Source organism: Deinococcus aquaticus, assembly GCF_028622095.1.
GTDB lineage: Bacteria > Deinococcota > Deinococci > Deinococcales > Deinococcaceae > Deinococcus > Deinococcus aquaticus.
This window is the reverse complement of sequence record NZ_CP115165.1, coordinates 1992913-2015352: the sequence shown is the minus strand read 5'-3', so window position 1 is coordinate 2015352 and position 22440 is coordinate 1992913. Positions and strand designations below refer to the sequence as shown.

General features: G+C 70.3%; 19 protein-coding genes and 1 tRNA gene. 12 read left to right on the top strand and 8 right to left on the bottom strand.

The genetic code is table 11. The features are described from left to right. The first annotated feature begins 177 nt into the window (after window positions 1-177). Window positions 178-660: a hypothetical protein gene (locus M8445_RS09725; RefSeq protein WP_273987575.1), complete on the top strand. Its 483-nt coding sequence runs from the start codon at window positions 178-180 to the stop codon at window positions 658-660. Between the two features lie 99 nt (window positions 661-759). Beyond that, window positions 760-1857: a redox-regulated ATPase YchF gene (gene ychF, locus M8445_RS09720; protein ID WP_273987574.1), complete on the top strand. Its 1098-nt coding sequence runs from the start codon at window positions 760-762 to the stop codon at window positions 1855-1857. A 122-nt stretch (window positions 1858-1979) separates the two neighbouring features. Here the strand turns inward: ychF and mnmE are convergent, their stop codons facing one another. Beyond that, the gene (gene mnmE, locus M8445_RS09715; protein WP_273987573.1) at window positions 1980-3305 is read right to left on the bottom strand and encodes a tRNA uridine-5-carboxymethylaminomethyl(34) synthesis GTPase MnmE; all 1326 of its coding nucleotides are present in this window, start codon (window positions 3303-3305) and stop codon (window positions 1980-1982) included. A gap of 154 nt (window positions 3306-3459) precedes the next feature. Between mnmE and M8445_RS09710 the strand changes: the two genes are divergently transcribed. From M8445_RS09710 to dxs, 4 genes are all read left to right on the top strand, one after another. After that, on the top strand, window positions 3460-4305 hold the full coding sequence (locus tag M8445_RS09710) for a hypothetical protein (protein ID WP_273987572.1): 846 nt from the start codon (window positions 3460-3462) through the stop codon (window positions 4303-4305). Window positions 4306-4491: 186 nt separating this feature from the next. Next, window positions 4492-5163: a PspA/IM30 family protein gene (locus M8445_RS09705; RefSeq protein WP_273987571.1), complete on the top strand. Its 672-nt coding sequence runs from the start codon at window positions 4492-4494 to the stop codon at window positions 5161-5163. Between the two features lie 271 nt (window positions 5164-5434). Continuing rightward, window positions 5435-6109, top strand: a complete 675-nt coding sequence (locus M8445_RS09700; protein WP_273987570.1) for a hypothetical protein — start codon at window positions 5435-5437, stop codon at window positions 6107-6109. Then, on the top strand, window positions 6109-8007 hold the full coding sequence (dxs, locus tag M8445_RS09695) for a 1-deoxy-D-xylulose-5-phosphate synthase (protein ID WP_273987569.1): 1899 nt from the start codon (window positions 6109-6111) through the stop codon (window positions 8005-8007). The genes M8445_RS09700 and dxs overlap by 1 nt, the downstream gene beginning before the upstream one ends. Before the next feature lie 64 nt (window positions 8008-8071). Here the strand turns inward: dxs and M8445_RS09690 are convergent, their stop codons facing one another. From M8445_RS09690 to metG, 4 genes are all read right to left on the bottom strand, one after another. Continuing rightward, on the bottom strand, window positions 8072-9397 hold the full coding sequence (locus M8445_RS09690; RefSeq protein ID WP_273987568.1) for a glutamate-5-semialdehyde dehydrogenase: 1326 nt from the start codon (window positions 9395-9397) through the stop codon (window positions 8072-8074). Window positions 9398-9462: 65 nt separating this feature from the next. Further along, window positions 9463-10854, bottom strand: a complete 1392-nt coding sequence (locus tag M8445_RS09685) for a gluconeogenesis factor YvcK family protein (RefSeq protein WP_337961590.1) — start codon at window positions 10852-10854, stop codon at window positions 9463-9465. Continuing rightward, entirely contained in the window at window positions 10851-11693 is an 843-nt protein-coding gene (rapZ, locus tag M8445_RS09680; protein ID WP_273987567.1) for an RNase adapter RapZ, read from the bottom strand. The genes M8445_RS09685 and rapZ overlap by 4 nt, the downstream gene beginning before the upstream one ends. 131 nt (window positions 11694-11824) lie before the next feature. Beyond that, a complete protein-coding gene (metG, locus tag M8445_RS09675) occupies window positions 11825-13837 on the bottom strand; it encodes a methionine--tRNA ligase (protein ID WP_273987566.1) in 2013 nt (670 codons plus the stop codon). Window positions 13838-14295: 458 nt separating this feature from the next. Between metG and M8445_RS09670 the strand changes: the two genes are divergently transcribed. Continuing rightward, window positions 14296-15519, top strand: coding sequence for an MFS transporter (locus tag M8445_RS09670; RefSeq protein ID WP_273987565.1), 1224 nt, complete (start codon window positions 14296-14298; stop codon window positions 15517-15519). A gap of 328 nt (window positions 15520-15847) precedes the next feature. Next, entirely contained in the window at window positions 15848-16792 is a 945-nt protein-coding gene (locus M8445_RS09665) for a leishmanolysin-related zinc metalloendopeptidase (protein WP_273987564.1), read from the top strand. 145 nt (window positions 16793-16937) lie between these two features. Here M8445_RS09665 and M8445_RS09660 read toward each other — a convergent pair whose 3' ends face one another. Next, a complete protein-coding gene (locus tag M8445_RS09660) occupies window positions 16938-17552 on the bottom strand; it encodes a GNAT family N-acetyltransferase (RefSeq protein ID WP_273987563.1) in 615 nt (204 codons plus the stop codon). Window positions 17553-17654: 102 nt separating this feature from the next. Here M8445_RS09660 and ruvA point away from each other — a divergent pair, with 102 nt between their 5' ends. Both ruvA and M8445_RS09650 read left to right on the top strand, forming a co-directional pair. Then, window positions 17655-18257 (top strand): Holliday junction branch migration protein RuvA, encoded by a 603-nt coding sequence (gene ruvA, locus M8445_RS09655; protein ID WP_273987562.1) that lies wholly within the window; start codon window positions 17655-17657, stop codon window positions 18255-18257. Then, window positions 18254-19600, top strand: a complete 1347-nt coding sequence (locus M8445_RS09650) for a low temperature requirement protein A (RefSeq protein ID WP_273987561.1) — start codon at window positions 18254-18256, stop codon at window positions 19598-19600. The genes ruvA and M8445_RS09650 overlap by 4 nt, the downstream gene beginning before the upstream one ends. Before the next feature lie 21 nt (window positions 19601-19621). On the opposite strand, the gene fni is transcribed toward M8445_RS09650, so the two are convergent. Then, window positions 19622-20683, bottom strand: a complete 1062-nt coding sequence (gene fni, locus M8445_RS09645) for a type 2 isopentenyl-diphosphate Delta-isomerase (protein WP_273987560.1) — start codon at window positions 20681-20683, stop codon at window positions 19622-19624. Between the two features lie 217 nt (window positions 20684-20900). On the opposite strand from fni, the gene M8445_RS09640 reads away from it, so the two are divergent. After that, window positions 20901-20977, top strand: a tRNA-Met gene (locus M8445_RS09640). 93 nt (window positions 20978-21070) lie between these two features. Beyond that, complete coding sequence (locus M8445_RS09635; protein WP_273987559.1) at window positions 21071-21571, top strand: DUF456 domain-containing protein; 501 nt, start codon at window positions 21071-21073, stop codon at window positions 21569-21571. 98 nt (window positions 21572-21669) lie between these two features. Here the strand turns inward: M8445_RS09635 and M8445_RS09630 are convergent, their stop codons facing one another. Next, window positions 21670-22404, bottom strand: a complete 735-nt coding sequence (locus tag M8445_RS09630; RefSeq protein ID WP_273987558.1) for a hypothetical protein — start codon at window positions 22402-22404, stop codon at window positions 21670-21672. Between the last annotated feature and the right edge of the window lie 36 nt (window positions 22405-22440).

Below are 22440 nucleotides of genomic sequence, written 5' to 3'. Positions count from 1 at the left end.
ATGGTTTACAAAGCCGCCGGGTCCGAGCGGACGCGACTCGTAGAGCTGCCCCGCAGAGGAGGAGCAGAATGGACGTCGGGAGTGGTTGCCCGCCGCTGTGCGGCCCTCCCCGATCGGGGGTGCCGGGGCCGCGCAGGACTGGCCGGCCCGCCCGCCCGTGCATTACAGTCTGAGAGCATGAACTTTCCGCCGGGCCGTGGCACCGGCCGCCGCACCCTGCTGGCGGCCCTGCTGGCGGTCACCGCCGGTCACCTGACGGTCCGCGCCCTGGGCACGACGCCTCCCACGGCGCCCGCCGCGTTACCGGCCACCCTGAACCTGGCGGCGAAACCCGCGCCGGTGGCCGGCTGGGTCACGGTCAGCGTGTCGCAGTTCCTCAAGCCCGACCCGCGCTCGGCCACGCTGCGTATCCTGCCGGCGCACACGCCCGTCACGGTGCACCGCTGCTTCGAACGCTGGTGCGAGGTCGGCGTGCCCGGTGATACCCGCACCGGCTGGGTCATGCGCTCCTCGGTGGACCTGCGCGGCGACTGCGCCGCACTGGTACCGCTGGGCCTCAAGGACCTGCGCCGCACCGAGGGCGCATACAACGCCGCGCGTGACAGCAACAGCAACGGCCGCGCCTGCGACCGCGAAGACCTGATCGCCACGCGCCCCTGACCCGCGCACGCCACGCCGGTCGCCGGTGCCCGTGCGGGGAACTGCGGTAAACTCTCAGGGTTGCCCCGCGCACGACCGGCGGGTGAAGGAGTCGAAATCATGGGTCTTGCTATTGGAATTGTGGGTCTGCCGAACGTCGGGAAAAGCACGCTGTTTAACGCCATCACGCGCGCCGGGGCGCTCGCCGCGAACTACCCGTTCGCGACCATCGAACCGAACGTCGGCCGGGTCACGGTGCCCGACGAACGCCTCGCCGCGCTGAGCCGCGTGTTCACCAAGGGTGAGCGCGTGCCGCCCATCGTCCCGACCTTCGTGGAATTCGTGGATATCGCCGGTCTGGTCAAGGGCGCCAGTCAGGGCGAAGGCCTGGGCAACCAGTTCCTGGCGAACATCCGCGAGGCGGACGCCATCGCACACGTCGTCCGCTGCTTCGAGGACGGGAACGTCATTCACGTGGCGGGCCGCGTGGACCCCATCGACGACATCGAGACCATCAACACCGAGCTGATCCTCGCGGATCTCGGCGGCCTGGAAAAACGCCTCCAGAACCTCCAGAAGAAAGCCAAGAGCAACGACAAGGACGCCAAGGAGCAGGCGGCGCTGGCCGAGCAGATCCTGGCCGTGCTGGGCGAGGGCAAACCCGCCCGCGCCGGCACGTACGACGCGCCCATCCCCAAGGAATTCGGGCTGATCACCACCAAACCCGTCATCTACGTGGCAAACGTCGGCGAGGACGACCTGACCCAGGACAACGAGCACGTCCTGAAGGTCCGCCAGTACGCCGCCGCCGAGGGCGCGCAGGTCGTGAAGATCAGCGCGCAGATCGAGGGTGAACTCTCCGAGATGCCCGAAGAGGACGCCCGCATGTTCCTCGACGAACTGGGCGTGCAGGAAAGCGGCCTGGATCAACTCGTGAAGGTCGGGTACGAGACGCTGGGCCTGATGACCTTCATCACCAGCGGCGAGAAGGAGGTCCGCGCCTGGACCATCCGACGCGGCGAGACCGCCCCCGAAGCGGCCGGCGAGATCCACAGTGACCTGCAGCGTGGCTTTATCCGCGCTGAAGTTATCGAGTGGGAAAAGATGGTCGAGGCCGGAGGCTGGGCCGCCGCCAAGAGCAAAGGCTGGGTCCGCACCGAAGGCAAGGACTACGTCATGAAAGACGGCGACATCATGAACGTCCTGCACAACATGTGAGACAAACTCCGATTGGATGGCTTGCAAAGCCGTTCAATCCGAGCGGACGCGAGTAGGAGCGGGTAACAGCTGAAGGTGGGGCGTTCCAACTGAACTGGAACGCCCCACCTTCAGCTTTCCATCTACTTGCCGACGCAGAAGTTGCGGAACACGGCGTCCACGATGTCTTCCTGCACGTCGCGGCCGGTCAGTTCGGCCAGGGCGCGCAGAGCTTCTTCCAGTTCGTAGCTGGCGAGGTCGTCTGGTGCGTGTGCGGCGGCGCGGATGTGGTTCAGGGCACGGCGGGCGGCGTCGGCCTGCCGTTCGGTGGTCAGCCACGCCTCGCCGCGTGCGGCGTCGCCGAGCAGGGCGTCCCGGATGGCTTCGCGCAGGTCGCTCAGGCCGGCGCCCTCGACGGCGCTGACGTTCAGGGCGCCGGGGTCGGTCCAGGCGGGGTTCAGGTCGGCCTTGGTGCGCACGCGGATGACGCGGGGGCCGTTGCCGAGGTCCAGGGTGGTGGGCAGGGGTTCGCGGGGGGCGCTGCCGTCTTCGAGGGCGAGAATCAGGTCGGCAGCCCCGGCGAGGTTCAGGGCTTGCCGGACACCGGCCGCCTCGATGGCGTCAGCAGTGTCGCGGATGCCAGCGGTATCGACCAGCGTGACGGGTACGCCCGCCAGTTCCAGGCCTTCCTCAAGGTAGTCGCGGGTGGTGCCGGCGACGGGCGTGACGATGCTGCGCTCGAAGCCGACCAGGGCGTTCAGGAGGCTGCTCTTGCCGGCGTTGGGGCGGCCGATCAGGGCGAGGCGGGCGCCGCGCGTGGCGACCTGTCCGGCGCGGGCGGTGCGCAGCAGTTCGGTCAGGTCGTGGTCGGCAGCCGCCAGCGGCTGGGCGCGGTCCTCGTCGGGCACACCTTCCTCGGGGTAGTCGAGCATGGCCTGCAGGGCAGCCAGGGTGCGGGTGACGTTCTCGGCGACCCGCTCGACCCGCTCGCCGAGCGCGCCGGTCAGGCCCAGGGTGGCCTGGCGGCGGGCGGCGTCAGTCTGCGCCTCGATCAGGTTCAGGACGGCCTCAGCCTGCGCGAGGTCCAGGCGGCCGCTCAGGTAGGCGCGCAACGTGAACTCGCCGGGGCGGGCGGGGCGCGCGCCGAGTTCCAGTGTGCGGGCCAGCACGCGGGCCAGTACGGCGGGGCTGCCGTGCGTCTGGAGTTCCGCGACGTCCTCGCCGGTGTAACTGCGCGGGCCCTTGAAGATCAGGCACAGGCCCTCGTCGAGAATCTCGCCGTTGTCGCCGGTCAGGTGCCCGAACAGGAAGCGGCCGCCGGGTGTGCGGGACGGGGCGCGCCGTCCCCGGAACAGACCGTCCGCGACGCGCAGGGCGTCCGGGCCGCTGATGCGCACGATGCCCACGCCGGCGCTGCCGGGCGCGGTGGCAATGGCGGCGATGGTGTCGGACAGTCCGGAACGCGTCACCCGCGCAGGCTAGCACCGCGCTGGCAGGGGTCACCAGGGCCGCGTGCGGGTCACGCGGCCGCCGCGTGCATGGGAATGTGCGGGGTTCACCGGGGGTCGCGGGCTTCTCTGGGGTTCATAGTCGCTGCTCATGCTGTGGCCCTAGCATGCGGTCATGCGTTCAACCCTGCCTTCTGCCCTGCGTTCGGGGCTGCCTTCCAAGCTGTCCCCGCTTCGTGTGTCCCCGCGCGCCGCCCTGCTGCTGGGCGCGCTGCTGTCCGCTCCGGCCCTGGCTCAGACCGCTCCGGCGGCGGCCCCGGCCACCACTCCGGCCGCTCCGGTCAAGGGGGCGTCGTCGTCGGCCACCAGCCGCCCGGTCAGCGCCCTGGCGGTCGAGGTCAGCACGGTCGTGGGCGGCCGCATCGTGTCCTGCCCGGCAGCGCTGAAGCTCAGCGTGAACGCCGTGTGCCTGTACTCGCAGTCCGGCGCGGCCACGCTGCGCCCCCTGCTGAAAGGCAAACTGGCGGCGCGGGCCGGCGAGTGGAAAACCACCGGGAAATCCAGCCTGCTGACGGCCGCCCCGGCCGCCGGGAGCGCCGCGAACGCCTTCGTGCTGCTCAGCCCCCTCAGTGACAAGGAAACGCTGGTCGTCGTGGACAGCCTGAAAGTCGCCGCCGCGAGCGCCGCGAAGGTCACGGTGCCGGCCGGCGTCACGAAGGGCCAGCCGTACGTGCTGGGCAGCGACTTGGTAGGCGTGGTGAAGGTCACGTCGCTGGGCGGCGGGAAGTACCGCCTGAGCACCGAGGACGACGGCCTGCTGACCGTCACGGTCGGGCAGAAGTCCGCGCAGGCCGCCGCCGGCACGGTGGAACTGCCGGTCGCGCCCGCCACGGACGGCAGGAACCTGATCTTCCCGCTGGCCGGGCTGCGCGCCCTGGGGTGCACCGTGACGCCGGAAGGCAACAACCTGACGGTCGCCTGCGGGGCCGACAGCGTGGGCCTGCGGCCCATCGTGTTCTGACCTAAAAAGCGCGTGCGGGCAAACCGGCACCGTTTACGACCCCTTCATGTCCAGCGGCGTGAGGGGGTCGTCCGCAACCGCCGGAGGCGTAAAAGCGTAATGATAGGCGGCGAGCCCACACCAACCGGCCCGCGACCCGGACCGCCCTGCGGCGGGCGCCGGGCCGAACTCCCAGGAGGAACCACCATGAGCATCCTTGACCGACTGTCCCGACTGCTGCGCGCCAACGTGAACGACCTGATCAGCCGCGCCGAGGACCCCGGCCTGATCATCGAACAGGCCCTGCGTGACATGCGCGCCGCGTACGCCGAGGCCCGCAGCGAAGTGGCCGACGCCATGAGCCAGAACGCCAAACTGGACCGCGAGGCCGGCAGCAACCGCCGCATGGCCGCCGAGTACGAGAAGAAGGCCGAGGAAGCCCTGCGCGGCGGCAGCGAGGACCTGGCCCGCGAGGCGCTGAGGCGCGCGCAGAACGCCAAGGACCTCGCGGCGGGCTTCGAGGAGCAACTCTCTCTCCAGAGCAGCACGGTCGAGCAGCTGAAAACGCAGTTGCGCGCGCTGGAAGCCAAGATCGACGAACTGGAAAGCAAGAAGAGCCTGCTGGCCGCCCGTCAGAAGACCGCGCAGGCCGGCGCGACCCTGGACCGCGTGTCGGGCTTCGACAAGGCGGGCGGCGCGATGGACGCCTTCGAGGAGATGGAAGCGAAGGTGTCGGGCATGGAAGACCGCAACCGCGCCATGGGTGAGCTGCGCAAGGAGAACGACTTCGACGCGCAACTCAAGGACCTGGGCCGCACCCAGGCGCTGGATGATGCCATGGCCGCCCTGAAAGCCAAGGTGTCAGACAACAAGAGCTGAGCACTGGCGCGCAGGGGCAGGCGGGGCTGCGGCCCTGGCCTGCCCCTGATTGCTCTGGGGCCAGCGGGGGGTCACTGCAAGCCGCTCCACACCCCTGTCCCCCCGCCGGGAACGCCGGGCGCGGGCTGGGGACCAACCGCCCCATGAAGGAGATGTCATGTTTCCTGACAGAATAGGCCGGATGAAGCGGTTTACCCTGAAGGCCATGCGTGGCCTCCCCCGTTCCCAACCGAACCCTGCCCCGCGGCGGTCCTCTAGACCGGGCGCGTGGTTGCCGGCCCTTCTGCCGGGGCTGCTGCTGCCGGTCATGCTGGGAGCCTGTGCTCCGGCCGCCACGCAGGCGGGCACGGTGCAGGCCAGTACGCCCGTGACTGGCGTGTCGTTCTACCCGCTGGAAAGCGGTCTGGCGTGGTCTTACCTGCTGGAGGGCGAGGCGGCGGGCACTGCGCCGTACGTGCTGCGCTCGCTGGGGCCCACCGTGTTCGCCGGTCAGAAGGTCCTGTCGTTTCAGTTGACGGGGCGCGGCGCGGATCAGACGTGGTTCCGCACGGTCAGCGCGGGCGGCGTGCAACTGCTGGGTCTGCGTAAGCCCGGTGTGAACATCCGGCTGGACCCGCCCTGGCAGGAATCCCCGGCCGAGGGCGCGTGGCGGCCCGGTCTGACCTGGCAGGGCCAGAGTGAGATCACCATCAGCGGCGATGACAGCGCGGTGCAGAAAAAGGGCGTACTGACCTACAGTTACGTGGTGCAGGAACGCCGGGCCGTGCAGACGCCGGGCGGGAAGTTCGACGTGTGGGTCGTGACCCGACAGATCAGTGACACGGTGGGCGGCCTGTTTCCCGCCACGCAGCAGTTGTGGTTCGCGCCGTTCGTGGGTGAGGTCCGCACGCCCGAGGGGCTGTTGCTGACCGCCCGGAATTTCGCCACCCGCCCAGGAGGTCAGTAATGAGTCCCGAATCCATCCTTCCGTCCGGTACCGGCACGCCCCTGCTGGACCGCGTGAACAGCCCGGCCGACCTCAAGCGCCTGTCGCGTGAGCAGTTGCCCGCGCTGTCGCAGGAACTGCGGGACGAGATCGTGCGGGTCTGCTCGGTGGGCGGCCTGCACCTTGCCTCCTCACTGGGCGCCACGGATCTGATCGTGGCGCTGCATTACGTGCTGAACTCGCCGCGTGACCGAATTCTGTTCGACGTGGGGCATCAGGCGTACGCGCACAAGATCATCACGGGCCGCCGTGACCAGATGGCGACCATCAAGAAAGAGGGAGGCCTGAGCGGCTTTACCAAGGTCAGCGAGAACCCGCACGACGCGATCACGGTCGGGCACGCCAGCACCAGCCTCGCGAACGCGCTGGGCATGGCCATGGCGCGCGACGCGCTGGGCCAGGACTACAAGGTCGCGGCCGTCATCGGGGACGGCAGCCTGACCGGCGGCATGGCCCTGGCCGCGCTGAACACCATCGGGGACATGAACCGCCGGATGCTGATCGTCCTGAACGACAACGAGATGAGCATCAGCGAGAACGTCGGCGCGATGAACAAGTTCATGCGGGGCCTGCAGGTGCAGAAGTGGTTCCAGGAGGGCGAGGGCGCCGGCAAGAAGGCCATGGAGGCCGTCAGCAAACCGCTGGCCAGTTTCATGAGTCGCGCCAAGAGCTCCACGCGGCACTTCTTCGACCCGGCCAGCGTGAACCCCTTCGCGGCGATGGGCGTGCGGTACGTCGGCCCGGTCGACGGGCATAACGTGCAGGAACTCGTGTGGCTGATGGAACGCCTCGTGGACCTCGACGGGCCGACCATCCTGCACGTCGTGACCACCAAGGGCAAGGGCCTGAGTTACGCCGAGGCCGACCCGATCTACTGGCACGGCCCCGGCAAGTTCGACCCGGATACCGGCGAGTTCAGCACCAGCAAAGCGTACTCGTGGAGCGCCGCGTTCGGGGACGCCGTGACGGAACTGGCCGCGCAGGACCCCCGCACCTTCGTGATCACGCCCGCCATGCGCGAGGGCAGCGGTCTCGTGAACTACTCCAAGGTCCACCCCAACCGCTACCTGGACGTCGGCATTGCCGAGGAGGTCGCCGTGACCGCCGCCGCCGGGATGGCCCTGCAGGGCCTGAAACCCATCGTGGCGATCTACTCGACGTTCCTGCAACGCGCGTACGATCAGGTGCTGCACGACGTGGCCATCGAGAACCTGAACGTGACGTTCGCCATTGACCGGGCCGGGATCGTCGGCGCGGACGGCGCGACGCACAACGGCGTGTTCGACCTGAGCTTCCTGCGTTCCATTCCCGGCGTGCGCGTGGGCCTGCCGAGGGACGCGGCGGAACTGCGCGGCATGCTGAAGTACGCGCAGACGCACGACGGTCCCTTCGCGATCCGCTATCCGCGCGGCAACACGGAACCCGTCCCGGAAGGCCACTGGCCTGATCTGGAGTGGGGCACCTGGGAACGCGTGCAGGCCGGCACGGACGTGGTCATCCTGGCGGGCGGCAAGGGCCTGGAGTACGCGCAGAAGGCCGCCGCCGGCCTGGACTGTGTGGGGGTCGTGAACGCCCGTTTCGTCAAGCCTCTCGACGAGGCCATGCTGCGCGAGGTGGCCCGCAGCGCCCGCGCGATCATCACGGTCGAGGACAACACCGTCGTGGGCGGCTTCGGCAGCGCCGTCCTGGAATTCCTGAACGCCGAGGGCCTGCACACGCCCGTGCGCGTGCTGGGCATTCCCGACGAATTCCAGGAACACGCCACCGTCGAGAGCGTCCACGCCCGCAGTGGCATCGACGCGCAGGCCATCCGCACCGTGCTCGCTGAGCTTGGGGTGGACGTCCCGCTTGGAGTGTGAATCGTTGAAAGTTGATGGTTGATAGAGAAAGTCGATCCTCTATCAACCATCAACCTTTGACCATCTACCCGCGCACCTCTCCGTTGCCTTCCACGACCCATTTGGTGGTCGTCAGTTCGCGCAGGCCCATGGGGCCACGGGCGTGGAGTTTCTGGGTGCTGATGGCAACCTCGGCGCCCAGGCCGAGCTGGCCGCCGTCGTTGAAGCGGGGGCTGGCGTTCACGATCACGGCGGCCGAGTCCACGTCCTGCACGAAGCGGCGGGCCTGCGCATCGTCGCGGGTGAGGATCACGTCGGTGTGGTTGCCGTGCGTGGCGATGAAGTCCAGCGCCTCGTCGAGGCTGGCCACCGTGCGGACGCTGGCGGTCAGGGCCAGGAATTCCGTGCCGAAGTCGGCGGCGGTGGCGGGCTCGGCAGCAATGCCGGCGGCGCTGAGCACGGCGTGGGCGGGCGGGTCGGCGCGCAGGGTCACGCCGCTGGCGTGCAGGTCGCGGGCGATGTCGGGCAGGGTACCCAGGGCCTGCTCGTGGATCAGCAGGGTGTCCAGGGCGTTGCAGGCACTGGGTTTCTGCACCTTGGCGTTGTGGATGATCGCGGCCGCGCGCGTCACGTCGGCGGGGTCGTGGGTGAAGCTGGGGTCCAGGTAGATATGCACCACGCCGATGCCGCCCACGATGACGGGCACCGTGGCGTTCTCCACGCAGTAGCGGTGCAGGCCCGCCCCGCCGCGCGGGATGATCGCGTCGACCAGATCGTCGAGTTTCAGGAGTTCCAGCATGCGTTCGCGGGCCGGGTCGCGGATGACCTGCGCGGCGTGCGCCGGGAGGTTCTGCTCGCGCAGCGCCGCGTGGATCACGTCTTCCAGCGCGGCGTTGCTGCGCACGGTTTCCCGCCCGCCGCGCAGGATCACGGCGTTCCCGCTCATGATGGCCAGCGCGGCCACGTCCACCGTCACGTTCGGTCGGCTCTCGTAGATGACGCCCAGCACGCCCAGCGGCACGCGCCGGGTGCTGACGCGGATGCCGCTGGGCTGCGTGCTGGGCGGGGTGGTCTCGCCCACCGGGTCGGGCAGGCGCGACACGGCCTCCACGTCGGCGGCAATGCCGTCCAGGGCGCGGGCGTCCAGGCGCAGTCGGGCCACCATCGCCTCCGGCAGTCCGCTGGCCTCGGCGGCCTGCACGTCCTGCGCGTTCGCCGCCAAAATCGCGCTGGCATTCGCGCGCAGTCCGGCCGCGATGGCGTGCAGGGCCGCGACCTTGCGGTCGGTGGGCAGGGACCGCAGCACGCGCGCGGCGGCGCGGGCCTGCACGCCCATCAGCCGGACACTGGTGGGCTGCGCTCCGGTGGACTGGGGATCGTGCGGGAGGCTGGACGGCTGCGCGGCGCTCATGCTCCCGAGCGTAGCAGCGCGGCCCGGCCCGCGTGACGGCGCGGAGTAGGCAGCGCCGGGCCGGTTCAGCCGACCGTGCGCCGGGGCGCGACTTGCAGCAGAGCCTGCGCCAGCGCGTGCGGGTCGTGCCGGGCCTGACCGGGTTGCAGCAGCGGGTGCAGCACGCAGCGGCCCCGCAGGTCCCGGCTGGCACCTTGCAGGGTCAGCAGGTGCGCGCCCTCGGCGGCGTACCGTTCAGTCACGTCGGCGGGTGGCATGGCGTTGTTCACGAGCACGCAGTCCGGCGTGCGGCCCAGGTGCTGGGTGATGGCCTGCACGTGCCCTTCAAGGGTCAGGTCGTCGGTCTCGCCGGGTTCGGTCATCAGGCTCGCCACGTACACCAGCGGAGCGCCCGACTCGCGCACGGCGCGGGCGATGCCGGGCACCAGCAGCGCCGGAATGATGCTGGTGTACAGGCTGCCGGGTCCCAGGATGATCTGCTCGGCGCTGTGGATGGCGGCCAGTACCTCGGGCAGGGTCGGCAGGTCCGGGGGGTCCAGGGTGACCCGTGTGATGGTGGCCTCCCCCACCTGCGGCGCGAACTGACTTTCACCGCGAATCACGCGCCCGTCACTGAGGTGCGCGACCAGCGTGGCGGGGCGCGTGGTGGCCGGGTAGACCTTCCCGCGGATGCGCAGCACCTCGTGAATGTCCTTCATGGCGGCGCTCAGGCCGCCCTGCTCCTCGCTGAGCGTGGCCAGCAGCAGGTTCCCGAAGGTGTGTCCTTCCAGGCCCTCGCCGCGCTGGAAGCGGTGCAGCAGCAGGCGGGCCATGACGGGGCTGTCGCTCAGGGCGGCGTAGCAGTCGGTCAGGTCGCCGGGCGCGACCATGTCCAGCGCCTCGCGCAGGCGGCCGCTGCTGCCCCCGTCGTCCGAGACGGTCACGATGGCCGTGGTGTTCCCGGTGTGCGCGCGCAGGCCCGAGAGCAGGTTAGACATGCCGGTCCCGCCGCCCAGCGTGACGAGGTGCGGGCCGCGCGCCAGGTTCCGGCGTTCGTACAGCACGTCCACCGTGGTTTCCGGGGCGGTGCCCATGCCCCGCAGGACCGAGCGGTTGAGCATCATGATGCTCCACAGCGCCCCGGTCAGCGCGAGCAGCATGATGGCCGCGCCGCCCGTGTACAGCGGCATCAGTTCCGGGGTGACCAGGGCGTTCACCCACAGGATCCAGCGGGTCGCCGCGAAGTGCAGCGGGCCGGTCCAGGTGAAGTGCAGCACGCCCACCCCGCCCAGCAGGGTGCAGATCACGAACAGGGTCAGCCAGCGTTTCACGCCGATGCCGGGGGCCATCCACATGCGGGCGCGGCGGCTGCGGCGGTGCAGTCCCGGTTTCAGGCGCTCACGGCGCGAGAGGGGCGGCTCGGCCGGGGCGGGTTCTCGCGGCCGGGCGTCCAGTTGCGAGAGGGGCGGGTCACTCACCCGTGCTCGCCGACCTTCATGTCGCGGTGGTCCATGACGTCCACGTTCAGGTCTTTCAGGTCCCCGGCGAGGCGGGCGGTGACGGCCACGCTGCGGTGCTGCCCGCCGGTGCAGCCGATCCCGACCGTGTACCCGTGGCGGCCCGTGGCGCGGGCGCGCTCGGCAGCGACCCGTACGAAGTCACGCAGCTCCGCGTAGAACGTCTCGGAGTCCTGCCCGGCGAAGGCGTAGGCGGCCACCTCGGCGTCCAGGCCGGTCTTGGGGCGCAGGGCGGGGTCGTAGTACGGGTTGGGCAGCGAGCGCACGTCGAGGATCATGTCCACGTCACGGGGGGGCGCGTGCTTGAACCCGAAGGACATCAGGCGCAGGTGGAAGTCCTGTTCCAGCCGGAACAGTTGCAGCACGCGGTTGCCCAGGTCCTTGGCGCTCAGGTCGGTGGTGTCGATGACGGTGTCAGCGATGGCTCGCAGCGGGGCGAGCAGTTCGCGTTCCCGCGCGAAGTCCAGCATCAGGTTCTCACCCAGCGGGTGTTCGCGGCGCGTGAAGTTATAGCGCTTGAGCAGCACGTCCGCGTTCGCCTCGAGGAACAGGACGCGCAGGTCCTCGCGGCGGCGGGACAGGCGCATGTAACTGGCTTCCAGGGCGTCCAGGAAGTGGCGGGTGCGGGCATCGGTACTGATCGCCACGCGGTCCAGGCCACGCGCCTCCACGAGGTCGTGCATGGCCCCCCACAGTTCCGGGGGCAGGTTGTCCGTGATGAAGAACCCGGCGTCCTCCAGGGTGCGCAGGACGGTGCTTTTTCCACTTCCGGACAGGCCAGAGACCACGACAAACGGCATGCGGTCAGTCTAGCCTGCCCCGCGCCGGCGCAAGTGACGGGCCGGTCAGCCTGCTGGCCCGGGGAACAGTCAACCCCGCCGGGCACGGGGCCGGGCGGGGTTGGAGGAGTCTTACAGATGGGGGCTGCGGGTCAGCGGACGCGGGTGCCGCTGGGCAGGTCCAGGCCGGTGCCGATCAGGTCCAGGTTGCCCTGGTCGTCCTCGGCGGCGAGGATCATGCCCTGCGACTCGATACCGCGTAGCTTGGCGGGTTTCAGGTTGGCGACCAGGATGACCTTGCGGCCCACGAGCGCCTCGGGTTCGAACCACTGGCGGATGCCGCTGACGACCGTGCGGGTCTCGTCACCGAGTTTCACCGTGAGTTTCAGGAGCTTGTCGGCCTTGGCGACGGCCTCGGCAGCCAGCACTTCCGCGACGCGCAGGTCGATGCGGGCGAAGTCGTCGATGCTGATCAGGTTCTCGGCGGGGGCCGGAGTTACGGGGGCAGCAACGTTGGCCGGAGCAGTGGGGGTGGCCGTTTCGGGGGCAGTCTGGGTCATGGGTTTCTCTTTCTTGCCGGGTTTCGGGGCGCCCGGGGCAGGGGTGGGGACTTCTTTCGGTTCGGGTTTCGGGAACAGGATCGGGCCGCCCACCACGCGCGTTCCGGCGGGCGTCAGGCCCCAGGCGGGCGCCAGGGCGTAGGTCTGCCCGGCCAGTCCCAGCTGGGCGCGCAGTTCGCGGGCCTTGGTGGGAATCACGGCTTCCAGGGCGACGCTGGCGACGCGCAGGCCCTCGGCGGCGGTGTACAGCACGGTATCCAGGCGGCGCTGGGTGTCGTCGCTCTTGGCGAGGTTCCACGGCGCACTCTCGGCGATGTAGCGGTTGAGGTCCCGCACGAAGTTCATGGCGGCCTCGATGGCCATGTTGATCTTCAGGTCATCGACCAGCGCCAGGATCTGGGTGGGCAGGGCCAGCGCGGCCGCCTCGATGCTCCGGTCGCGGTCCGCGAGGTCCTGCGCGGCGGGGACAACGCCGCCCCGGTACTTCTGGATCATGCTGATGGTACGTGAGAGCAGGTTGCCCAGGTCGTTGGCGAGGTCGCTGTTCAGGCGCGAGATCAGGATACCCTCGCCGTAGGGGCTGTCGGCGCTGAGGGTCGCCTCGCGCAGCAGGGTGTAGCGGATCGCGTCGATGGAGTACTCCGAGACGAGCGCTTCGGGGTCGATGGCGTTCCCGAGGCTCTTGCCCATCTTGCGGCCGTCCTCGGCGAGGATGTGGCTGTGCACGACCAGCCGGCGGTACATGGGCAGCCCGGCGGCGCGCAGCATGGTGGGCCAGAACACGGCGTGCGGCTTGAGGATGTCCTTGCCGATCACGTGCCAGGCGGTGCCGCTGACACTGGCGTCCTGGCCGTTACTGACGAGCGGCGTAAGGTAGCTGAGCAGCGCGTCGAACCACACGTACGTGACGTGGTCGGCGTCCCAGGGCAGTTCGACGCCCCAGGGCACGCGGTTTTTGGGGCGGCTGATGCTGAGCGGCCCGATGGGTTCTTTCAGCATTTCCAGAACTTCGTTGCGGTACCCGGCGGGCTGGATCAGGTCGGGGTGCGTCTGGAGGTATTCCAGCAGCCACGGCTGGTACTTTTCCATGTTAAAGAAGTAGTTCGCCTCGCGCCGCAGTTCGGGGGGGTCCTTGTCGCCAGGGAACCGGCGGACGCCGTCGGGGTTCTCGACGAGTTCCTTCTCGGTGACGTAGCGTTCAGCGCCCACCGAATACAGGCCCTCGTACTCGGCGAAGTAGATGTCGCCGGCGTCGTACACGCGCTGGAGGATTTCCTGCACGAAGCGCTTGTGGCGCGCGGAGGTGGTGCGCACGAACTCGTCGTAGCTGATGCCCAGGTTCTTCCACAGGCCCTGGAAGGCGCGCTCGGAGAGATCGTCGACCAGTTCCTGGGGGGTCACGCCGGCCTTGGCGGCGGCCTTGCTGATCTTCTCGCCGTGCTCGTCGGTACCCATGACGAACGTCACGGGGCGGCCCGCGAGGCGCTGGTAGCGGGCGATGGCGTCGGTCAGGATCTTCTCGTACACGTGCCCGATATGTGGGGCGCCGTTGGCGTAATCGATGGCGGCCGTGATGAAAAACGGGGTGGATGCTGCTTGACTCATGATTTCCCTTCCTTCCCGACCGGCACCCTGATGAGAGGAGGGTCGGGCAACCCTGTCAGAATACGGAATTTTGCGGGTCGGTCATGCGGTCCAGTCCACCAACCCTGCGGCTGCGCGCCGGTCCCCCTCCCGGTCCCCCAGAGCTTCCTGGCAGGTTCCCAGCAGCCCTGCGAGGCGCTGCGGAAGGGCGGAGCACCGGAAAAAGGTGTCGCAGTGGGGGTTGAGGGTGGCCCGGCGGCGCGCACTCGGTCAGCCCGGCGTGGGCGCTGCGTTCAGGCGGCGCGGCCCGGCATTCGCCGTCCGGGGGCCGGCGGGGAGCTGGGGGCGGCGCAGCGGGGTCGGTGCGGCATGCATTCACTGTACCGGGCGGGCAAGGTGGAACGGATAGGCCATCTGGCCTGCCTCAACTGAAGGTTTAATCCTCATGGCACTTGATAAAATAAAGTTACTATGCGGGCATGTCCGTGCCTGCCACCCGACCCACCGTGCTCGCCTCCGCCCACCCACCCGCGCCGACCTCGGGCGCCGCACCCGACCGCCTGACCCAGCTGACCCTGCTGCTGCTCTCGACCCTGACCATCATGTCCGGCGCGACCATCGCTCCGGCCCTGCCCGCCATGCAGGCGCACTTCGCGGACGTCCCGAACGCCGCGTTCCTGGTCAAGCTGTCCCTGACCATCGTGGGACTGGTCATCGCGCTGACCGCTCCGCTCAGCGGCGTGCTGGCCGACCGCTACGGCCGCCGCCCGGTCCTGCTGGCCTCACTGGCCCTGTACGCCCTGGGTGGCGGCGCGGGCCTGATCGCGGACTCCATCGGTTCCCTGCTGGCCGGGCGGATCGTGCTGGGACTGGCCGTGGCCGGCACCATGACGGCCGCCGGTGCGCTCGTGAACGACCTGTTCAGCGGCCCGGCACGCGGGAAGTTCCTGAGTCAGCAGGCGGCGTTCGGCAACTTCGGCGGCGCGGTCCTGATGCCGCTGGGAGGCCTGCTGGCCGCCGCGTCGTGGCGCGCCCCGTTCGCGCTGTACCTGATCGCGCTGCTGCTGATCCCCCTGACCCTGCGTCTGGCCGGGGGCCTGCCAGCCCCGCTGCCGACCGACAGCGCGCAGGACTCCAGGCCCCGCTGGGCCAGCATCGGCGTGATCTACGCCCTGTCGGTCGGGTACATGATCGTGTTCTACCTGATGCCCACCCAGGGACCGTTCCTGCTGCGCACCCTGGGCGCCGCGCCCGCCGTGACCGGGTTGCTGCTGGGCGCGTTCACGCTGGTCGCCGCGATCACCTCGCTGGTGTACTCGCGGTTCACCGGGCGGTTCCACGCGCAGCGCACGGCGGCGCTGGGCCTGATCCTGCTGGCCGCCGGATGGCTGACCGTTTCCGGTGCGGACACCGTCACGGGCGCGCTGCTGGGCCTGATCCTGGGCGGCACGGGCGGCGGGCTGGTCTTCCCGAACCTGTACACCTGGCTGGCCGACCTGACGCCTCCCGCGTGGCGCGGCCGGGTCACGGCCGGCATGAGCAGCGCCATCTTCCTGGGGCAGTTCCTGAGCCCGGTCCTGCTGACCAGCGCCCCCGGCCACGAGGGCCTGATCTTCCGGGTGGGAGCGCTGCTGGCCGCCGTGATGAGCGCCGCGCTGGTGGCCTTCAGCCTGCGCCGCACACCAACAGCCAGGGCTGGCTGACCTGCCCCCAGCCGACCTGCCCCCGGCTGACCCGACCCCCGCTCTGCCCCCCGCCAATCCGGGGGGCCAGGGCGGGGGCCTCTTCTGATAGAGGCATCTGGCAGCATGCATGAGCATTCTAAAGAGCGCCGGAAGTGGGCTGCCCACGCCGGGGGTCCCTTCCGGGGCGGGTATCCAGCCGCCGCGCCCCTGCCTAAGCTGGGTCATGGCGGGGTGATCCTCCGCCCACCGTTCCCCGCTGGCGGCCACGCGCGTTCCGGCCGCCGAACCCCGTGACATCCGGGGCCGTTCCCGGCCAGTCACCCCCCCCAGTGCCGGAGGTTCACCCATGCGCCGTTCCCTGCCCATTGCCGCTTCCCTGCTGACCCTCAGCGCCCTGCTCGCCTCCTGCGGCACCACCCAGACCAGCCTCCAGAGCGGCCTTCAGGCCAGCGTGGCGCCCGGCACCGTCAACGTGGCGGACCTGCCCGTGGACCCCTACGCCAGAATCACACTGGGCGAGCAGGCCACCGAACCGTACAACGTCACCCTGAACTTCGCGACCGGCAGCGACGCGGCCGTCATGAACGCCATGCAGGCCGCCGCGACCCGCTGGCAGGGCGTCATCACGCGGGGGCAGGCGAGCGCCACCGTGAACATTCCCGCCGGTGCCTGTGGCAGCAACGCCGCCTACCGGGGCACCATCGACGACATTCTGGTCTTCACGGGCAACAGGACCATCGACGGTCCCGGCGGCATCCTCGCACAGAGCGGGCCGTGCAGCGTGCGCAGCAGCACCGGCCTGACCACCTACTCCACGCTGGTGTTCGACACGGCCGACCTCGCGCAGTTCAGCAGTCAACTGGCCGACATTGCCGTGCACGAACTGGGGCACTCGCTGGGCATCGGGTCGCTGTGGTCACGGTTCGGTCTGGTCAGCGGTCTGGGCACGACCAACCCCACCTACAGCGGCTCCAACGCCCTGCGCGAGTACCGCGCGGCGGGCGGCACGCTGAGTGCCGTGCCGGTTGAGAACCAGGGTGGGGGCGGCACCGCCGGGGCCCACTGGCGTGAAACGACCTTCGGGACCGAGCTGATGACCGGCTACCTGAACAGCGGTGTCGTCAACCCCCTGAGCCGCGTCAGCGTGGGCACCCTGCAGGACATGGGGTACGCCGTGAACTACGCCGCCGCCAACGCGTACACCATCCCGGCCACCACGGCGCTGACGCTCAGGCAAGTGGACCTGGGTGGGCGCGAGGAGATCGTCACGCCCCGCTACCGCACCGAGTAAGGCAGACTCCGGTTGAAAGGTTTGCAAGAACTTTCAACCCGAGCGGAGTGAGCAGGAGAGAAACGGGTTCCGGGCGTGGAGTTGGCAACCCGGTGTAGTCCCGGGTTGTTAATGAAACAGACGGAATCCGTATAAGGGACTCCGGTCAAGTTCCACGCAGTCGTAAACCGAACGTGACGGCGCCCGGCGTGCGGGTCAGTTCCGTGAAGCCCAGGTGCCGGTAGAAGCCCTGGGCGTTCACGTTGCGCGCCCCGACGCCCAGGTGCACGCCGGGCGAACCGGCGGCCCGCAGCGCACCCAGCAGCGTGTGCATCAGGGCGCGGCCCCGTCCGCCTCCCTGCACGCGGGGCAGCAGGTCGATGTGCAGGTGCGAGGGGTACGCGGCCAGCAGCTCACGCGGCGCGCGGGGCGGGTGGTGGATCAGGTGCGTGATCCGCTGGTCCGGGGTGCGCTCTGGCGCCGGCGTGGCGGCCGGGTCGGGATGCGCCCGGCGCAGCGCAGGCCACCACGCGCGTTCCAGAGTGTCCTCGAAGGCGGCGGTGTCCGGCGCGCCCAGCACGTACCCGCCCACGCCCAGGGCGTCCTCCAGCACGAAGGCGAAGTCCGGCGCGAAGCTCAGGTACGGCGCGGCGTACACCTGCCCCAGCAGCAGCGGGTCGCGGTACAGGTGGGCGGCGTCCTGGCCGCTGTCGCCGGTGTGCAGGCAGATGCCGAGCAGAGCGGCGCGGTCGGATTCGCGGGCGGGGCGCAGGGTGACCATGCCCCGCAGTGCAGCACACCGGAGGGCCGCGCGGGGCGGGGGGTGGTGCGAACCTGCCGCTCACCGCTGTTTCTGTTCAGAGCGGAATGTACACTGGTGGGGATGATTGCTTACCTGTCCGGCGTGGTCCGGGAAGTGCGGGATGCCAGCGCCGTGGTCGTGACGGGCGGCGTGGGCTACGAGGTGCAGTGCCCGGCAGGCACGCTCGCGAAGATGACGGTCGGGCAGCCCACCGAACTGAACACCCGCTTCGTCGTGCGTGAGGACGCGCAACTGCTGTTCGGGTTCGCGGACGCCGACAGCGTGCGCCTGTTCGACCTGCTGACCGGCGTGAGCGGCGTGGGACCGCGCATGGGACTGGCGATGCTGTCGGCCATGCCGGTTAGTGCGCTGGCGGCCGGACTGCTGGGCGGAGACGTGAAACTCCTGAGCAGCGTGAGCGGCGTGGGTAAGAAGACCGCCGAGCGGCTGGTCCTGGAATTGCAGAACAAGGTGCCCGAGCATCTGGCGGCCCCGGCGGCGGGCGGCGCGGGAGCGAAACCGGCGCGCGTGGCCACCACGGCTGGGCGTGACGCGGTGGACGCGCTGCTGGCGCTGGGCTTCCGGGAAGCGCAGGTGCGGGCGGTCGTGGCCGAACTGGTGGCGGCCGACGCGGACCTGAGTGCCGACGGCCTGATCCGCCGGGCGCTCGGTCGCCTTCGGTGACCTCCGGGGATCACGAAGCACCTCTGCCCGGTGGCCCGGACGCCGCCGGGGCCGCAGACGGCACCAGCCCGATCAGCGGGGACGGCGGGGAGGACGCTCAGGGCGAGCCGACGCAGCGGGTCACGTGGCTGGAACTGTTCTACGACCTGATTTTCGTGGTGGCGTTCGATCAGCTGGCGCTGCGGCTGGGGGACGCGCACAGTCCTGAGAACCTGCTGGTGTTCGGCCTGACGTTCACGGCGGTGTGGTGGGCCTGGGCGAACAACACCCTGTTCGCGGCGCGTTACGGCAACGAGCGGCGCACCTACCGGCTGGTGACGCTGGCGCAACTGCTGACCATGACGCTGCTGGCCATGACGCTGCGCGGCGACCTGAGCGACACCGGCGCGTGGTTCGCCCTGGCGTACGCCGTGAATCACCTGTTGCAGGCGGGCCTGTACCTGCGGGCGTCCCGGACGGTCACGGCCGATCAGGTGCCGTCGGGGGCCGGGGGCACCGGGGACGGCAGCGTGGAGGGCCGGGCGCTGTTCGCGCGGCACATGGCGGGGCTGTTCGCGCTGGCGGCCGCCCTGTGGATCGCCTCGGCGTTCCTGCCGGGTGGCGGGGCCGCCCAGCTGAGCGTGTGGGTGGTCGCCCTGCTGGTCGACGTGCTGCGCGCCCCGCTGATCCGCAGTGGCCACCAGCACGCCCCGCCGCACGCGGGTCACCTGCCTGAACGCGTCGGGCTGCTGCAGATCATCGCGCTGGGCGCCATCGTGACCGAGATCGTCGGCGGGGGCCGCCAGCAGGCCCTGACGCCCGCCACGCTGCTGCCCGCCATGGGGGGCGTCCTGACCGTCGTGGCGCTGTGGCAGCTGTACTTCTCGCAGGCGCGCACGCTGCCGCTCCTTGAGACCCGCCGCGCCGGGCAGATCCGGCACCTGCTGGCGTGGCTGTACGCGCACCTGCCGTTCACGCTGAGCGTGGTCACGCTGGGCGTGGGCCTGGGCCACACCCTCGGCAGCGCCGACCCGGCCGAGGACGCCGCGTACCAGAAACTGCTGACGTTCCCGCTGGCCGGGGCGTTCCTGTCCCTGGCCTTCCTGCGCCTGAACGCCCTGCGCATCACGCGGCGCACCCGGCGGGACCGCAGCCTGCTGGCCCTGCTGCTGGGCGGGGTGCTGGCGGCGGCCCTGGCAGTCCCGGACCTGGACACGCCCCGGCTGCTGCTGCTGGTCACGGCCCTGAGCGTCACCGTGGCCGGCGTGGTGTCCACCGACCCCGCCACGCGCCGCCTGAACGTCATTGAGGAACAGAGCGTGGACACCGACCCCGAGGACGGCCCGCCCGACCCGACCAGCTGAGCGCGGGGGAGCGACTGGCCCTCAGCCGGCAGAGGGTGGCCGGGCGTGCAGGTCGTCCAGGCCCGAGTACCCACCAACGAACAGCGCCACCCGCAGCTCGTGAATGAATTGCCGCAACCAGTCCTCGGCGGCGTCCGCGCTGTCCAGGGCGGGTTCCAGTAGCGGGCGGGCCACGGCGACCACCTGCGCGCCGAGGCTGAGGGCGCGGGCGGCGTCCAGGCCCGTGCGGATGCCGCCCGAGGCGATCAGTGGCGTGCCCGGCGCGGCCTGCCGGGCGTCACGGATGGCCTGCGCGGTCGGGATGCCCAGGTCGCACAGGTCCGGCGTGCGCACCCGCCCGTGGTGCACCAGCTGCTCGACCCGCGCCCAGCTGGTGCCGCCCGCACCGGCCACGTCCAGCGCCGCGAAACCTGCGCTCGCCACGGCCTGCACGGTGCGGCGGTCCAGTCCGTGCCCGACCTCCTTCAGGATCACCGGGAACGGCAGCGTGGGGACCAGGGCCGCCAGCCGGTCCGTCAGGCCAGCCCAGTTGGTATCGCCGCCCGCCTGCAACGCCTCCTGAAGCGGGTTGACGTGAATGGCCAGCGCGTCCGCCCCGACCTCCTGCACGGCCCGCGCGGCGTGCGTGCCGTCGTAGCCGAGCAGGAACTGCGCGCCGCCCAGGTTCCCGACGAGCAGGATATCCGGCGCCCACTCGCGCACCAGGAAGCTGGCGCGGGCCGCCGGGCGTTCCAGCATCACGCGCTGCGAGCCGAGCATCATGCCGATGCCCAGGCGCTGCGCGGCCGTGGCGAGGTTCCGGTTGATCCGCGCGGCCGCGTCGGCCCCGCCGGTCATCGCGCCGATCAGGACCGGGGCGCTCAGGGGGCGGCCCAGGAAGCCAGTGCGCAGGTCCACGCGGTCCAGGTCGAGTTCCGGCAGAGCGTGGTACGGCCAGGGCACCCCGTGCAGGCCGGTGGTGCGCGCGGCGTACTGGCTGTCCAGGCGCAGGCAGGCCTCGATATGCCGCAGTTTGCGCTGCTCGATGCCGCTGCCGGCACTGGTGTCCGGGGCGGCTGGCGGGATGGAAGGGGCGTCGGTCACGCGGTTCAGGGTAACGGGCGCGGCGGGCGCGGGGGGTGGGATTCCCCCCGAACAGGACCGGCCGGCGGGTGCGCGACCGGACCCGCGTGCAGCACGGCAATAACGTGCAGCGTGACACAATGTTGACAGTTCCGGAAACCCGAGGTACTATTCCTGAGCGCTGAGAACGGCAACGAAAGAAACCGCGACGCAGACGCAGAAAGTTTAACCAGAGTAACGCAGGGTAGAGCAGTCTGGTAGCTCGTCGGGCTCATAACCCGGAGGTCGCAGGTTCAAATCCTGTCCCTGCAACCAAACGCCCCCACTTCGGTGGGGGTCTTTCATTGTTGCTGGCCCGACAACCCCGAAAGAAGGAACGGCACTGGGCCGCGCGGCGTACTGTACGGCGTGAGTCTTGCCTTCCTGATCTTCCTGGCTGCCTGGGTGATCGGCATGATCGGTACGTTCGTGCCGGCCGTGCCCGCCACCATCATCATCTTCCTGGGGTCCGTCGCCGCGACCCTGGTCGACGGATTCCAGCCGTGGCCGGACCTGCCGTTTCTGCTGACGTTCCTGCTGATCACGGTCGCCATCAGCATGGTCGACAACCTCGCCTCGGCGTGGGGGGCCCGCAAGTACGGCGGGAGCCGTCAGGCCGTGTGGGGCGCGCTGATCGGCGGTCTGGTCGGTATCTTCATTCCCTTCGGTCTGATCGTCGGCCCGCTGGCTGGCGCGCTGATCGCGGAACTGCTGGTCGTGCGTAAGCCCCCACTGGACGCCGCGCGGGCCGCGTGGGGCACCCTGATCGGCCTGCTGGCCGGACTGGCCGCCAAGGTCATCCTGCACCTGCTGATCGGTCTGTACGAACTGTGGCGGCTGTGGGACCCCGCCCGGTCCGTCTTCGGCTGACGGACTGGCCGCACGGCAGAAGGGGGGGGGGCTGCCCAGTTGCCGGGCGGCCCCCTCTGTCCTGTCTGCCCTGCCCGCTTCTGTCCTGGCTGCCGCGCTCAGCGCTGGAACAGCAGCGGGGCCAGCGCGATGAACCCCACCGCCAGCGCCGGAAGGAGCGGCAGCAGCGCCCCCAGCAGCGCCCGGCCGGGCCGCCCGGTCAACTCACGGAACGCCGGGAAGCTCAGGGCGCACTGCGCGGCTGTGCCCAGCATCGTCACGGCCAGCAGCAGGAACGCGGCGGGCGTGCGTGCCAGTCCGGCCAGTGCCAGCCGCTGCACCGCCTGACTGTCGGTCCCCGCCTGCGCCAGTGCGCCCGCATCCGGCAGCCACGCCTGCTGGGACGTAGAGAGCGCCACGACCGTCACGAGCAGGTACAGCGGCGGCAGCAGCGCGAAACTCGCGCCGTACACCTCGGCCGCCCGGCCCGGCCGTCCGGCTCCCAGCCAGCCCAGCAGCCACATCAGCAGGAACGTGAACATCGCCAGGAACGCCCCACCAATGGCGTTCGTCACGTGCACCAGCAGCGGGGACGCGCCGCCCGCCACCTCGGCCGCCAGGGTCACGGAGGGGCGCACCAGCGCCGCGTACGCCACGCCGGACAGGACCGCGCTGAGCACCACCACGCCCAGGTACCGCCACACGACCGGGTCGGTCGGGGCCAGCCGCTGCGCGAACACGCGCGGGCCGGTCAGGAACTCGGTAGGAAGCGGCGCGGACGGGCCGGGCGGCGCAGCGGGCAGGCGGACCGTCCCCTTCGGGCGGCGGGAGGGGCGGGAATCAGGACGGGCCATAAGCACCGCCATGGTAGCCCCCACCACCGCAAACAC